We start from the raw sequence: 17604 nt of genomic DNA, 5'->3' as shown, positions 1-17604 counted from the left end.
CAATGAAACTTAAGCCTGCTATATTGACCTATATTATCTGCATTGCTATTGTTGTTGTGGCCTCGGCCCAGCAGCCTCATGTGCAGCAAGGGCTGGTGCTTAAAAATGCCAGCGCTATGAGGCTGGGGAGCGTAAGTGTAATAAATAAACACAGCGGCATTAAAGTACGATCAAACACAATAGGGGTTTTCAGTATAGCCGCCATACCCGGTGATACACTGCAATTTACCGATCCTAATTATTTATCTACTGAATTTGTGGTAACTGATTTATCGGATAAAATAATATATCTCCAACCCCTTATTGAACTGGCCGAAGTAGTGGTGAAAGGAAATACGTTACTTCAGGAAATAAGGGAAACCCAGCTGGGCTATCGTAAAAAGAGCGTTTTTTATACAGGCACACCTCATTACTATTACTTGTTTCTAAAACCTATGACTTTTATTTATGAGAATTTTAAGAGCGAAGTAAAGGATGCCCGCCGGTTTAATCGCTTTGCCAGGCGGGAGTTAATGGCTAATGAAATTAACAAGCGCTTTAACGATTCGCTTATCAAACAAATTGTTCCTATTAAAGCTAATGAAATTGATGATTTCAGAACAGATTATAATCCTACTATACAGCAACTCAATAGTATGAATGATTATGACCTTATCAACTATATTAAAAATAGCTATCAGGACTTCAAGAGTAAAAACGGGGTTAAGGGAAAATTATAGAGGTTCAAATGGCCGGGTTTGATCAATTCAAGTAAAAACTTAACCGCATTTAAACATTTCCGGCGTAAAATCCTTTATAGCTGATATGTCGGTTGTTTAAATAAAGTTAAGTTCTTCAAATCTTCAATGAAAAAATACACCCCTATATTTTTAGCAGCCGTTTCCGCATTCTTTATTTTCAGTTTCACCATAGCACCCATGCAGCACAAGTTGCCTGTTGCGGGCAAAAATAATGGAGGATTGTACCTGCCTGATAATTTTAAAGCCGTGGTTGTGGTGGATAGCCTGGAGGGCCGGGCCCGCCATTTGGCGGTTAATACCAATGGAGATGTTTTTGTAAAGCTGCGATTCCCGGATTCAATAGGGGGGAATGTTGTTTTACGGGATACTAACCATGACGGCAAAGCCGACATTATTAAAAAGTTTGGCAATTATGAGGATAAGGGCTCATACGGTACAAGCATGCGCGTGCATAAGGGATATTTATATTTCAGTTCGGAGGTTAACGTTTATCGCATCAAACTAAACCCCAAAACATTGGTTCCTGATGGCCCAATGGAACTGATCATGCATGATAAGAACGCGCCGCATGAGCATGATGCAAAGCCTATTGCCTTTGATAACAGGGGGCACATGTTTGTGGCCTTTGGGGCGCCATCAAATGCATGCCAGTTACAAAACAGGGTGCCAGGTTCCATGGGGATAAAGGGCTGCCCGCTGTTAAAAGAATATGGTGGCATTTGGCGCTTTGATGAAGCTAAGCACAACCAGCTTCAAAAAGATGGTATACGATATGCAACGGGATTGCGGAGTGTAGTTGCGATGGACTGGAGCACTGCCGATAGTTGTTTATACGTTGTAGCGCACGGGCGCGACGATCTGCGCCTGCAATTCCCCAAATTATTTAGCCCCTGGCAAAGTGCTGTTTTACCTGCAGAAGAGTTTTTAAAAGTAAAGCAAGGTATGGATGCCGGCTGGCCATATTATTATTATGATCCTTTTAAAAAGAAGCTCGTGTTAAATCCCGAATATGGAGGTGATGGAAAAAAGACGGGGAACACTACTCAATATGCCAAGCCCGTTATGGCTTTCCAGGCACACTGGGCACCTAACGATCTGCTATTTTATACAGGTAACCAGTTTCCGGAGCGATACAAGAATGGCGCCTTTATTGCTTTTCATGGCTCCACCAACCGTTCACCCTATCCACAGGCGGGCTTTTTTGTTTGCTTTGTGCCGTTTAAAAATGGCAAGCCAACAGGGGAGTGGGAGATTTTTGCTGATGGCTTTACTGGTCGTAACACTGTGGTTAGCGTAAGCGATGCGCTTTACCGGCCCATGGGGGTATCAATGGGCCCCGATGGTTCATTATATGTAAGTGAAACAGAAAAGGGCAGGGTATGGCGAATATTTTACCAGGGTGATATAACCAAATTTAACACAGCGCAACTGGCTAAAATGGAACAACGGAAAAAGCTGCCCGGGTTTAAACTTCCTGATGTAATGCGTAATAATATGGCAAGCGCTATGTTAACCGGCGGAGCTCAGTTATATAATAACTATTGCGCCAACTGTCATCAAAAAAATGGTAAGGGTGATGGTAATCTTTTTCCGCCGTTGGCCGGTTCTGAATGGGTTACTGGCGGCAAGTTTATGGAAAAAGATTTGGCAATAAGAGTGTTACTGAATGGACTTGAGGGCCCGATCAAAGTAAAAAACAGGCCTTATAATAGTGTGATGCCTAAACATAGTTTCCTGAAAGACGACCAAATTGCCCAGATTTTAACCTATATCCGTAACAACTTTGGCAATAACAGCAGCCTGGTTACGGCTTCGGAAGTGAAAAAGGTAAGAGCCAGCCTTACGGCTGGCAAATAATAGATGTTTAATAGGTTAATGGTTTATTCTAACTTTTACTGCCATGACATCAGTTTTTATCTGCGTCACAAAAACATCAGGATCCAAACCGCACTCACGTAATAGTTTGGTAAGGTTATAGGATACATGTTTGTATAACTGAGGATCCACATTCATTAATTGTTCATTATTTAAAATTGTTAAATAGATGAACAGTTTAGGAAATCTGTTTCCGGTTTCATCAGAAATCTGATTCACGCAATTTAAATGTCCGATAATGGAAGAGTAATCGGTATTTATAATAGCATTCTTTATTTTAAGCCCATAAAACAACGATTTCATAAAAGAGGTGAACAGATGTTCATCTTTTTTGTAAGAGGCTGAAATGGGTTCGGTTACATCCAGTAATTTGCTTCTTTCTTCCAGTAAAAAATATTTATCGGCTTGTGCCATTTTCAAAAAGAAGCCATATGCAAATGACGATTCGGTGTTAATTTTATTGAGAGCGTTGATATACCTTAACGTTTTAAGGGGCTTGTTGCATATGAATGTGGCATAGGCTGCCAGCAGGTAAATAAGATCATTAGCTTTTTTATCGTATGCACCTTCCCGCTGCTTTGGTGGGTTAAAATAAAATCTGGTTATTTCTGCAAAAAAATCTTTCCTTACAATACCATATTTAAGGTACTGATAAATAGAATTAAGGCAATGCAGTGGGTTTATGCTAAACTGCTCAAAATCGTGCTGTTGAAAGCCTTTCAGCTTTGTTAAGTTATCTTCCAGTTGTTTAATATCCAATTGGAGTATGGCTATAGTTGCCAATGCAGTGTAGGTAAGTATTTTTTTATGATTGGAAAGTTCAAACCTTAGTAATGTTTGCAGGGCTCTCTTATAGTCGGCATGTATAAACTCCAAACCAAAGAAATAGTAGAATAGCCCATCGCTGCAATCCTGTTTAAAAAAATTTGCTGTAGCCTCCGAATCAGCAGAGCCCAACCCAACCCTTTGAAGCAGGTCACCTAAAAAGAAGATGAGCTCTGATTTTTCCTTGGAGTCAAGGCTGGCTTGCGCTAAAAGTTCAAAGCTTTCCTGTTGTCCGTTTTTAACGGCGTGCATTACACACCATTTTAAAACAGGCAGCTTATGCTCACTTTGATTAAAGGTGTTATTGATTATTTTGATCAGGTTAGGATCAAACCGCTGGTTGTTTTCTATCAATAGTTTTTTGGCAATAGTAAATTGCAGGAAACTGTTGTTACCAAATTGAACCAATGTTTTAAATTGAAAATTATTGCTTGTATTTACCTCACGCAAAAAGCCTATGCTTAACAATTCATAATAAGCCTGGCTGTACTGCTTCAGCTTATCATTACATTTAAACTTATCAAGCTCATATAAATTAGCCTTAAAGTCCATTTCATCAACCAGGCCTTTAAGCAGGAGTACCTTTTCGGTAGCATAATGTCCCAGGTAAACCTTGTTCAGTATAAATATTGAAATAAGCTCATATATAGATATGTTATCAATATTATTAAGCGAAAAGTTATTTTTATGCTGTTTATAATAAAATTGAAAATATAGCGGATGATTAAAATTATTGGCAACATCAATGGCTATAAAGTTCTGAATGCCGGGGTTTATGGTACGGCACAGATCCCTAATTTCCTGAATATTAAATAAGGGTACATTGGTAGTAAGGTCATGGTCTGTAATAAAGCCGGTGTACCAGTTTTTTAAACCAAACTCCATATTATGCTTATTGTTTATCCAATTGGCCGAGCGCATGGTTAAAACAAGTTTAAACCACTCGTGTGATTGATAAAAGGAAAAAATATCCATCAACTGTGTCAGAACGAGTTCAAACTGGTCATTCTTAAACATATGTTCATCAAAGCCATCAATAATGAGGTAAAACTTACCACCGTTTCGTTTACTGATATCAAACAGTGCTTCAATATCTTCTTCATGCGAATATCCAAGCAGGGCCAGTAACCAGTCGTTAAGATCACGGCCGCTTAAAAAAACATTCATTAAGGCGCTGCTGCTGAAAAATAGGATGATGTCGTTACTATCCGAGTCTAATTTCTCGTCTATCCAGTGGCAAAGACCAATTGTTTTTCCATAGCCTGAGGGGGCGGCAAACACGGTAGCAGTATAGTCGCCTCTTAAAAATTCCTCAAAATGATCATTGATAAACTTTCGACGAATGGTTTGATTAAAGGGAATACCTGAACGGTTTTTTAAGGCCTGCAGCGTAAATTGTGTAATTTTTGCCGCATTATAACTTAGTGTTCTCCAGTCAATATGCTCATTTTGTGATTTTTCGGCGGGAAGGCTTTCCTGTTCGCAAAAGCTATCCCATCCTTCAAATCCGCAATATTTAGCCATTACATTAATAGTAAACAAAGAAGGCTTGAATTTGCTGTAAGCAAATCCATATACCCGTTTTAAAGTGGTTTCACTAACGGTTAGTTTAGTTTTAACATAGATCTGCAATGCAAGCGCCTTACAATCGCCCGGTGTAATGCTTCTGATATTAGCATTTGCGAGTACACGTGATTTCAACGTTTCGAATTGAACTGGTGAAAAGGATATCATAAGATTTGCAATTTGGTTATGGATAATAATACGCCAATTAACTGAAGGCTCGGTTCTTGTTGTTTATACAATTAATTGATCGTAATTATTATACGGGGGTAATATCAATTAATGTTGCAATCATATTTACCTAAATATGGCGTTTCGGGCCTGTTTTGACGTATTTATATCCAATATAGAGCTATAGGTTTTAAAATAATATTTAATGAACAAAATGAATAACTATTTCAATAGTGAATATAGTGAAATCACTTACTGATAAGTGAATAAGATGTATTAATAATTATCATCAAGTGCTGCGTAGTTTTGATAGGTGTAACTATTTGCACCTACCTTAATTACATTTGCATGAAAACCTTTACCTTTTATAGCAGGTACATAATTACCTTATGCCTGCTATTGTGTGTAACCAGCAATATCTTCGCACAGCGACATTTCGCAACAGACCAAAGAACAGGTGCAACAGGTTTACTTTGCGTAAACTGCCTGGTTACAGATTCTTTAAATGCGAAGGATGCAAATCTGCAAACTCATTCCACTTTAAATGTAGCGGTTGGCTTACTTGCCGCAACCTACCAGGAATTGATATTTCCGGCTTCGGTTGCTGCCAATACCCCGCTAACCATAAAATTAGGAACGGGCAATAATCTGCTTGATGTAACTGCACTTGGTGGTGTGGTTATAACCCCCTATAACGGTAACGTAGCAGGTACATCGGTTTCTGCGCCAACATTAGCCAGCGTGGCCAGCAGCAATAATCAGTTAGAGCTGATATTTTCACCAACAACTGCCTATGACAGGGTAAGGGTAACGCTTAACGGAGGTTTATTAGGAGCCTTAAGCAGCATATATTTATATGATGCCTTTTACACAACACCTGGTCCTGCAATATGTAATACCGCTTATGATGAACTGCATGGCATATCATCTGCATTATTAAACCTTGGTTTAAATATAGGCGGGGTGGTAAACCCGCAAAATGCTATTGATGGCAATATTAATACCGCGTCAACATTAAATGCTGGTGTGGGTGCTTTAGGCGCATTTGCACAAGAAACAATTATTTTTCAATCAGCATCAACCGTAGGCGATTCCGTACGCTTTACCTTATCTATACCAAAAGCCTTGTTAGATGTAGGTTTGCTGACCAATATTACCGTATCCAGTTTTAATGGAAATACAAGTAATAACGATACACAGCAGTTAAGCGGCTCCCTGCTGCGCTTGCGTTTGCTTGATCTGACCAATAACAGGCAGCGTATACAGGTTACTTACGCGCCCTCAAAAGTATTTGACCGTGTTCAGCTCAGGCTGGGCGGCATAGCCAGCGTACTATCAACGTTAGATTTGTACGAGGCCGAAGTAATTATACCCAAACCAATCATAACAATTAACAACGTTGCCGTAACTGATGCACAATTATGTGCAGGCAGTACTATTACATTAACGGCAACTTCAAGCGTACCAGGTACTACATTTAACTGGTACGCTCAAAAAACAGGCGGCTCACCGGTAGCTACAACCGCCGCTTTTACTACGCCAGCTTTAACAGTAAACACCACTTATTATGTATCAGCCACCCGGCCGGGCTGCGCAACCGTGTCTGACCGTGCAGCGGTAAACGTTAATGTAAACCAGGTTCCGGTTGCTCCTGTGGTGGTTAATCCTAACATTGCAATATGTCCGGGCGGTTCTGCGGTGTTTGCGGCAACGCCGGTAACAGGTGTAACTATTAACTGGTATACAGCCGCAACCGGAGGAACACTGGCCTTTACAGGTAATACATTTAATACAGGTGTATTAAATGCTACTACCAGCTATTATGCCGAGGCAGTAGTTGGGGGTACATGTGTTAGTGCAACACGCACAAAGGTAACTGCAACTTTAAACCCACTGCCGGCTGCACCAACATTAACTGCACCAAATGCAACTATTTGCGATGGCGATGTGGCTGTTTTGGCTATTGCATCGCCTGTAGCCGGACAAATATATAATTGGTACGATGCCGCAACCGGCGGAAACTTACTTTTTACCGGCGTGAACTTTACCAGCCCTGTGCTGCACGCCAATACCAGCTATTATGCAGAAGCCGTAAATATCACCGGTTGTGCAAGCGGCAGCAGGGTACAGGCCAATGTTACCGTACAACCTAAACCCGCCGACCCGGTTCTTGGAGTAAACAGTACAACTGTTACCTCAGGCCAAACCGCTACTATTAATGTAACTAATGCGCAAACAGGGATCACCTATAAATGGTATGCTTCTGTTGGGGCAGCTACGCCGATATTTACCGGAAGCTCATTTACTACGCCAGCATTATTCAGCACTATTACTTACTATGTTGCAGCAGTAAACACAACCGGTTGCGAATCGGTTAACCGTACGGCCATCACACTTAATGTGGGTGTTAATAACAGCAGTGCGCCATGTACGTTTGCTAACAGCCAAACACCTACCATTACTGGTGGACCAATACTGTGCCTGGGCTGCTCTATTACCAGTCCTGAACTTGCTGCCGATGCTGATACTACCACGGCATCAACTATTAAACTGCCGGTTGCACTCCTGGGCGCATCAACTTCACAGATGCTGAAATTTCAACAACCAGGTTTTGCAGGAGATGTTATTAAACTTGCATTGCAAACCCCTGGTGGTTTGGCCGATATAAGTTTGTTTGGAGGTATAAACATATCCGTTTACAACGGAACTACGCTTGTAGGCAGTTATGCGCTTAATAACCCTTTACTTACTTTACGTGTATTGTCAGGTACCGACCGCTATTCGGTATCTGTACCGGCTGTAGGTAATTATGACCGCGTAGAGGTAGCAATTAACGGAGGTGTTGCCACGGTACTTACTACATTGCAGGTTTATTACGCGGTACAGCAATATCCTACACCGGTATTTGATACACCTGCTCCTTCAATTTGTAAGGGAGGTAATGCTACTATTAATATAACATCACCAAATCCGGCTAACGGAACTTATAAATGGTACGCAACACCAACAGGTGGTACCGCAATTGCATCTACCAATAATGGTGCAACTTTCACTACACCGGCATTAACCGCCAATACTACTTATTATGTTGAATATAACCGTAATGGCAGTTGTGCAAGCCCGGTGCGTGTACCTGTACCGGTAACGGTTAATGATGTTCCGGTTAAACCTGTTGTTACGCCACCAAGTTCTGTTATACTCGCCGGCGAAACGGCTACCTTTAAAGCTACCGTGGTAAATGGAGCCACCATAAAATGGTATACCCAGCCAACCGGAGGTACACCTGTATTCACCGGAAGTACATTTACCACCCCGGTTTTAAGTACCAATGCAACTTACTACGCCGAAGCATCATTAGGAACCTGTGTATCGCCCGACAGAACTGTTGTTCCGGTAACTGTAACACCTGTTGTAATACCTGATGTTACAGTTACGCCGCCAACACAATCTGTTAATATAGGCACAACAGGTACTATCGCGGCCAGCTCAACCACTCCCGGAACTATATTTAACTGGTACTCTGCGCCAACGGGAGGTACACTATTATTCACAGGTGCAACCTATGTAACACCACCGGCATTTGCCAATGCTACTTATTATGCCGAAGCCGTGGTAACAGCTACTGGCGCTAAATCTGCTACCCGTGCCCCGGCAGTAGTTAACGTAATTACGGTTGGTTCAGATCCTGTTGCCTGTGATGCAGCCACATCTCAAACCACTTCACAAAACGGCGCCTGCTTATTATGCAGCACCACTAATGCAACCGCTGCTGTTGATCAGGATCGGAATACATTTTCACAGATACATGTTGGGATAGGTTTAGCGGGCGGGTCTGCACAGCAGCTGTTAAAATTTGCTAACCCTGGAATCATTGGCGATAGTGTAATTGTTGAACTGGGTATACCGGGTTCACTGGTAGATGTTGGCTTATTATCACAAATTAATATTGCTACCTATACAGGTGCAACTAATAATAACGATCGTTTCCAGGTTGATGGATCATTGCTGCATCTGACCTTGCTAAACGGAACAAACCGTTTCAGGGTAGCATTCAAAGCCACTCATGCATTTGATGGTGTCGAGATTCAGTTTAACTCGGGTGTGGCCGGTTTATTAAGCGCAGTAAACGTTTATGATGCTTACCAATCTGTAGCTGCACCGGTTTTGGCCAACCCATCTGGTATAAGCATTTGCCAGGGCACAAGCGGTACTTTAACAGCCAGTCCCGTACCTGCCAATGTAACCATAAAATGGTATGCAACAGCAACAGGGGGTACTGCACTTGGTACAGGTAACTCATTCCCTACACCGGTATTAAATGTAACCACAACTTATTATGCAGAAGCTATCCGTACCTCAAGTACTTGCGCGCAATCGGTACGTACGCCTGTAACGGTAACCGTTACACCGGCACTCGCGCCGCCATCTGTTAATTTATCAGCAACCGTATGTGCGGGCCAACCAGCTATTTTCACTGCGGATGCTGTGAGCGGAGTAACCTTTAACTGGTATGATGCAGCAACCGGTGGTACGTTATTGGCAAGCAATCAACTTCAATTTACTACTCCTGCATTAACTACTACAACCTCATATTATGTTGAAGCTGTATCTGTAGCTTGCGGTACATCTGCCCGTGTTAAGGTAACCGCTACTGTAACTCCAGCACCAGCACCCCCAATTGTATCACCAACTCCTGTACAAATTTGTACAGGCTCACAGGCTGTGGTATCGGTATCAACAGTTGTACCTAATATTACCTATACCTGGTATACAACCGCAACCGGCGGAACACCGGTAGGTTCGGGATCATCATATACTACTCCGGCATTAACCGCGAGTACATCATATTACGTTGAGGCTGCGTCAACAGGGGGCTGTACCAGCTCAACGAGGGCAAAAGCGGATGTGTCGGTTAATCCGACACCCGTTGCGCCTATTGTAACTATTAATCCTCCGAGCGGACAGATAACCTCTGGCCAAACTGCTACTTTAACTGCTTCATCAAGCACCCCGGGAGTAACTACCTACAAATGGTATCTTGCGCAAACAGGCGGAACTGCCGTGCTTACCGGCACCACGGTTACTACTCCGGCTTTAACATCAAACACAACTTATTATGTTGAAGCCATAACCGGTTTTGGTTGTATCAGCGATACACGTACAGCGGTAACCATTACGGTTAATCCGATATTCTCAACATCGTGCGATTTCGCGTCAACACAATTACCTGTTTTAAATGGCGGTTTGCTTTGTGTAAACTGTGCTGTAAATTCAGGAGATGATGCTGTAGACGTTGATACCACCAACTTTAGTCAGATAGTAGTGCCTGTTGGTGTAGCAGGTTCAATGCTTGGGCAACAATTAATATTCAGTAATGCCGGCGTTGTTGGGGATACCGTAAGAGTTAAGATATCTATTCCGATAACACTTGCTTCTGCCGGAGTTTTAAATCAATTGGAAATAGGTTCGTATAACGGGGCTACTTTTAACAATGATCGCATTCCTTTTAGCAGTAGTTTATTAAAGCTCACCATTTTAGCCGGACAACAAACAGCTATTATAAAATTTGCCCCTAAAGCAGCGTTTGATCGTGTCGAGGTCAGGCTCAATGGCGGTTTATTGGCATTATTAGGTGCAGTTAATATTTATTATGCAACCAAGCAGGTTGAGCTACCAGCTGTGGATGCCAAAGCTAAGGCTATTTGCGCAGGTAATACCGCAAGCTTTACAGTGACTAATCCACGTGCAGGTATTTCTTACAAGTGGTATGCAGATGCAACCGGAGGCAGTGCGTTAACTACTAATACCACTTTTACCACGCCGGTATTAAATGCAACTACTACCTATTATGTAGAAAGCAGCCGTACAGCTACAGGTTGTGTTAACCCTAACAGGGTTGCGGTAACCGTTAACGTTACACCTGCACCTGGTAACCCTGTACTGGCACAAGCTTCGGTTCCTGTATGTTCTAACTCTGGGGCCACGTTTACCGTTTCGCCAACACAGAATGGAGTAGTGTACAATTGGTATGCAACAGCAACCGGCGGTACATCATTAGCAACCGGTGCCCAGTTTAATACACCACCGCTTACCTCTAATACTTCCTATTGGGTTGAGGCCTCAGCCAACGGATGCGTTAGTCCGGCCCGCACCAAAGCCGACGCGGTGGTAAATCCTGTACCTGTTGCGCCAACCTACACTGTAAATCCATCAGGAGGCAACATTACTGCCGGAGGAACAGCTACAATAAATGCAGCCTCAGTTACACCAAGTGTAATATTTAAATGGTACACAACCTTAACAGGCGGTAACGCCATTTTTACAGGTACACCATTCACAACACCTGTATTAAATACAACCACAACTTATTATATAGAAAGCACATTGCCTTCAGGTTGCGTAAGTACCCAGCGTACCCCGGTAATTATTACCGTTACCCAACCTGTGGTAATACCTGATGTAGCAGTTAATCCACCAACTCAAACTATTAATACAGGTGCAACAGGTAGTTTAACAGCTACATCAACAACACCAGGTGCAGTGTTTGATTGGTTTACTACCCCAACCGGTGGTAGCCCGGTTGCTACCAATACGGCTACCTTTACAAGTCCAAACCTGTTTGCCAATACAACTTATTATGCCGAATCATCCATACCGGCAACAGGTATAAAATCGGCTACAAGGGCAGCAGGCGTGATCAATGTAAGCCCTACAGGCACAAGTCCTGTACCTTGCGATGCCGCTGTTTCGCAAACAAGTTCAACTGCCGGTCCGGTATGTCTGCTATGCGGTACTACGAATAATGACGCGGCAGTAGACAATAATGGCAGTTCATTCTCGCAGATACATATATTGGCGGGTTTATTGGGTGCCTCATCGGAGCAAACCCTGCATTTTGCCAATGCCGGTATTGCAGGTGATAGCGTAACAGTTGATCTTGGGATCCCGGGCTCATTGGCCGATGTGGGTTTACTGTCACAAATTCAGGTTGGTACTTTCAACGGTGCAACTGACAATGGAGATCGTTTTACAGTTGACGGATCATTACTTAATATTAAGCTGCTTAATGGCACATCACGTTTCCGGGTAACGTTTGTGGCAACAAAACCATTTGACGGAGTACAGATAACTTTTAATGCGGGAGTTGTTACGGCATTAAGTGCGGTAAACGTTTATGACGCTTACCAATCTGTAGCGAAGCCGATTGTTGCCAACCCGGCAGGTATTACCATTTGCCAGGGTACAAGCGGTACTTTAACGGCAACACCGGTACCTGCCAATGTAACTATAAAATGGTATACCGCAGCAGTAGGCGGCACTCTGATCGGAACAGGTAATTCAGTACCTACTCCTATATTAACATCAACCACAACTTATTATGCAGAAGCCAGTCGCGCTGCAAGCGGTTGTGCGCAGGCCATACGTACCCCGGTAACAGTAACTGTTACACCAGCCCCGGCAGCGCCGATAGTTGCAGCGCCAAACAAATCAGTATGTTCAGGATCGCAGGCAACCTTTACCGCGCAGGCAGTTACAGGTGTATCCTTTAACTGGTATGCCGCTGCTACAGGCGGTACCGCGCTTGCTACCAATACAGCAACCTTTACAAGCCCAACTTTAACAGCTTCTGCTGATTATTATGTTGAAGCCGTTGCCGGAACCTGCGGCAGTTCAACCCGTACTAAAGTAACCGCTACGGTTACGCCAACACCTTCAACACCAGTATTAGCTGCCGCGCCTCCAATTTGCTCAGGCTCATTTGCGGTGCTGTCTGTATCGCCGGTACAACAAGGTGTTACTTATAATTGGTACACAACTTCAACAGGTGGTACCGCGGTTGCTACAAATACAGCTAATTATACAACACCTAATTTAACTGCAAATACAACCTATTATGTTGAGGCGGTTGCCACAACAGGTGGTTGTACAAGTGCAACACGAGGTTCTGTTAATGTAACTGTTAACCCGTTACCGGTTGCGCCAACAATTACAGCCACCCCTAACAATGGACAAATAGTTTCTGGTGGAACAGCAACTTTAACAGCATCAAGCGCTGCCGGTACTACTATAAACTGGTATACTTCGGCAAGCGGCGGTACCCCAATTGCTACCACTGCCTCATTTACCACTCCAGCTTTAACATCAAACACCACCTATTATGCCGAGGCTGTATCATCAACTACCGGTTGTATCAGTTCAACACGTACACCGTTTACTGTTCAGGTAAATCCAATATTTGTTACCTCGTGCGATTTTGCATCGCACCAATTATTTGATGTTAACAACGGTATAGCATGCCTTAATTGTGGGGTGGATAACCCTGATAATGCCGTAGATGCCAATCTTACAAACTTTAGCACATTGAACTTGCCGGTAGCCGTAGGAGCATATGTATCGCAAAAATTAATGTTTGATAATGACGGCAATACCGGAGATACCGTACGGGTTAAAATACAAATACCTGCAGGCGTTTTAGATGCCAGTATTTTTGGTCATTTGCAGATAGCATCTTATAGCGGTACCGGAAGTACTGTTTATAATAATGACCGGATAGATTTAAGCAGTAGCCTGTTGAAAGTTGACCTTTTACCTGGCGGACAAACAGCAATTATTGCATTTGCACCAAAAACAGCATTTAACGCGGTTGAAATACGGATTACCGCAGGGGTAGCTTTGCTTACCAGCTTAAATATTTACTATGCAAGCAAGCTGGTAGAAGCACCAACATTAGTAAGCAATACATCTAATATCTGCGCGGGTTCAAGAGCAACATTTATCGTAAGTAATGCCCGCGCAGGTATCACTTACAAATGGTATGATGCCGCCGTAGGAGGTAATCTGGTATTTACCGGTGCCAACTTTGAAAAAGATGGCATCATGACAACAACCACTTATTTTGTGGAAGCCAGCCGTACATCAACCAATTGCGTTAACCCCAATAGGGTAGCCGCAACGGTCAACGTAACACCGTTGCCGCCAAACCCTGTAGTGGGGCCATATGCGGCTATTTGCGCCGGGCAGGCAGTTACCTTAAATGTTACTAACGCCAATGGCGCTATAATTAACTGGTACACTACACAAACAGGTGGTACACCGGTATTGGCTAACAGCGCAACCTTCAGCCCATCACCTCAATCTGATATAACCTATTATGTAGAGGCTGTGTCTGTAGCGGGCGGTTGTTCGAGCCCTGCCAGAGTTGCAGTTCCTGTAACAGTTAATCCACTCCCATTAAAGCCAGGTGTGCAATCGGCTAACGTATCAGTTTGTTTAGGCAGTCCGGTAACGCTATCAGTTCTTTTACCTGAAACAGGGGTTACCTATAATTGGTACACGGCAGCTTCGGGCGGTACTATAGCACATATCGGGATCGATTTCCCAACTCAGCCTATTACCCAAACGGTAACATACTATATTGAAGCTACCAATGGTGGTTGTATCAACAACGGAGATCGCACCGAGGTTACCGTAACGCCAGATGCATTACCGGTAACGCCAACATTAAGCGCTGCTTCAACTACCGTTTGTAACGGAGGCGGTACTACAATAACCGTTACCAATGCTACGCAAGGCATTACTTATAACTGGTATGATGCTGCAACCGGTGGTACTTTGTTGCACACAGGAACGAGCTATACTGTCAGCAACCTTACTGCCAATATATCGTACTTTGTTGAGGCTGTGAACGCTAATGGCACCACTAATTGTACCAGTGCAACACGCGGACAAGTTGATATCACTGTAACACCTATACCAACTCCCCCGGTAGTGGTAACTCCGGCAGGTGGCAACCAAACCTGCTCTGGTACCGGTATAACACTAACTATTCAAAACCCGCTGCCGGGAATAACCTACAATTGGTATGATGCAGCAACCGGGGGTAACCTGGTACATACCGGAAGTTCGTTCGCAACCGGGCCTTTAACTGCCGATATTACTTATTGGGTTGAGGCATCAAACGGAAACGGCTGTACTTCTTCGGGCCGTACATCGGTACCAGTTACGGTTAATGCTACTCCTGCCAATCCGGTGCTGGCTTCAAATCCGCTGGTATGTTTAAACAGCCCAGCTACAATAACAGTAACAGCGGTGCCTGGCGTAACTTATAAATGGTATACTGCGGCAAGTGGTGGCACACCGGTATTTACAGGCAATCCTTACGTAACCGGGCCAATAACAGCAACTACAGATTTTTATGTAGAAGCAGTAAACGGAACAGGTTGCAGCAGTGGTTCACGTACCTTAGCCGAAGTTACTATTGATCCGGCGCCAGCCGCGCCGGTGATAGGCAACGGGGCTACAGCGCCAACATGCGCAGGCACTCCGGCTATTTTAACCATAGCTAATCCACAAGGCGGATTAACCTATAATTGGTATACTACACCTTCGGGCGGTACACCGGTAGCTGCAAATACAACATCGTTTACCACTCCGGCATTAACGGCAAATACAACTTACTATGCCGAAGCTGTAAATGCTACAGGTTGCGGATCAGCAAGCCGTACCGCGGTTCAGGTAATCATTAATCAACTGCCAACAACACCTGCGCCGATTGCCCAGGGTGGGTCGTCAACACCAACTGTATGCTCTGGTGGCTTTGCTACACTTACGGCAACAGCTACGCCGCCAACAGGCGTTACCTTTAAATGGTATGCCCAGGCAACGGGTGGTTCGCCGGTATTTGTGGGTATTCCGTTCACTACCCCGGCAATTATGGGTACTACAACCTATTATGTTGAAGCAGTAGTTAACGCAACCGGATGTACATCCGAAACACGCGGTTCTATAACTATCAACATTGATAACACGAAAGCACCTAATCCTGCAGTTGATGCCGCCGGATTGATCACCTGTCAAAACAGCGCTACCACACTTAACATCACTAACCCAGTATCTGGTACTGTATATAGCTGGTATGCCGCAGCAACAGGCGGAAGCGCAATCAATACAGGACAAAGCTTTAATACACCGGTATTAACAGCCAACACTACATACTATGTTGAGGCTACCAATCCACAAAGCTGTAACCCATCAACAAGGGTTGCGGTTAATGTAACAGTAGCACCGCAACCAAGTACACCAACGTTTGCGGTGCAGGGGCCTGTTCAGGTATGCCGCGGCAGTTCTGCAGACATCGCTATTGCTTCGCCACAGGCAAACCTTACTTATAACTGGTATACTTCGGCATCCAAAACTACGCTGGTATTTACCGGCCCAACTTTAACAACTGGCCCGGTTAACGCTAACGCTACTTATTATATAGAGGCGGTTAGCGGTTCGTGTGCAAGTACATCACTGGCCAGTATACAGGTTGTTGCAGTTGATGCGCCAGACGCGCCGGTAGTGGCCGGAGGCAATTCAATTAATGATTGTCAGGGTGGCCAGGCAACCTTAACTATAGCCAACCCGCAATCGGGCTTAACCTACAAATGGTATAGCTCGGCAAGTGGCGGTACGGCTTTAGCTACAGGCACCAGCTTTACCACGCCTTCACTTAGTGCAAATACGATATACTTTGCCGAGGCTGTAAATGTTACCGGATGCGCCTCTGCTTCACGCACCAGTGTTACGGTTATCGTAACATCGGCTCCTATAGCACCTCAGGCCAGTACAGATGGTACATCAATATGTCCGGGAACATCAGCTACGATATCGGCCACAAGCGCTACACCAGGATCTGTTATAAAATGGTATGCAGATGCAAGCGGCGGTGCCGTGTTAGCAACCGGAATAAGCTTTACAACACCAACACTATCGGCCACCACTACTTATTATGCCGAAGCTGAGGTAGCCGGAGGCTGCGTATCAATTGTCAGGACCCCGGTAACGGTTACCGTACTTGGGCCGCTTACTGCACCGGTAGTTACTGTGGATGCAAATGCAGCAACAGCTTCAAGCGTAACCTTTGTATGGCAGGCCGTAACGGGAGCTACAGGCTACCAGATAAGTATTGATAACGGGCAGCACTTTATTACGCCAAGCTCGGGTGCAGGCGGTTTAACCCACACGGTAACTAATTTGCAACCAGCTCAATCCGTAACCATTATTGTACGTGCTAATGGTAATTCTGATTGCCAGCAAAGTGCTAACTCGGCAGCTGTTACGGGCACATCAACTAATCCGTTTGGTAACGGGCTGTTCATCCCGAATGTGTTTACCCCTAACGGCGATGGCAGCAACGATGTACTGTTTGTATATGGTAATGCTGTTAAGAGCCTAACGCTATCCATCTATGATCAGTGGGGTGAGCTGCAATTCAAATCAACTAATAAAGCCAGCGGATGGGATGGTACCTATAAAGGAACTAATCAGCCGGTAGGCGTATATGTTTATTACGTTGAGGCCACTATGAATGACGGCCAGGTAGTGAAGAAGAAAGGTACAGTTACGCTATTACGATAAGGTATGCAGAAGTGCTGTATGATGCCTG

Annotated in this window: 4 protein-coding genes; 3 read left to right on the top strand and 1 reads right to left on the bottom strand. The window is 44.0% G+C overall.

Translation table 11 applies throughout. The features are described 5' to 3' along the window. The first annotated feature begins 2 nt into the window (after positions 1 to 2). Together QWZ01_RS18230 and QWZ01_RS18225 are read left to right on the top strand one after the other, a co-directional pair. The gene (locus QWZ01_RS18230; RefSeq protein ID WP_290325738.1) at positions 3 to 719 is read left to right on the top strand and encodes a hypothetical protein; all 717 of its coding nucleotides are present in this window, start codon (positions 3 to 5) and stop codon (positions 717 to 719) included. A gap of 126 nt (positions 720 to 845) precedes the next feature. Continuing rightward, positions 846 to 2597: a PQQ-dependent sugar dehydrogenase gene (locus QWZ01_RS18225; RefSeq protein ID WP_290325736.1), complete on the top strand. Its 1752-nt coding sequence runs from the start codon at positions 846 to 848 to the stop codon at positions 2595 to 2597. A 15-nt stretch (positions 2598 to 2612) separates the two neighbouring features. On the opposite strand, the gene QWZ01_RS18220 is transcribed toward QWZ01_RS18225, so the two are convergent. Further along, complete coding sequence (locus QWZ01_RS18220) at positions 2613 to 5141, bottom strand: hypothetical protein (RefSeq protein WP_290325734.1); 2529 nt, start codon at positions 5139 to 5141, stop codon at positions 2613 to 2615. 381 nt (positions 5142 to 5522) lie between these two features. Here QWZ01_RS18220 and QWZ01_RS18215 point away from each other — a divergent pair, with 381 nt between their 5' ends. Then, entirely contained in the window at positions 5523 to 17576 is a 12054-nt protein-coding gene (locus QWZ01_RS18215; RefSeq protein WP_290325732.1) for a T9SS type B sorting domain-containing protein, read from the top strand. Positions 17577 to 17604: the final 28 nt, after the last annotated feature.

Source organism: Mucilaginibacter aquaedulcis (assembly GCF_030409325.1).
Classification (GTDB): domain Bacteria; phylum Bacteroidota; class Bacteroidia; order Sphingobacteriales; family Sphingobacteriaceae; genus Mucilaginibacter; species Mucilaginibacter aquaedulcis.
The sequence above is the reverse complement of the archived record's forward strand: the minus strand, read 5'-3'. Positions and strand labels throughout refer to the sequence as shown.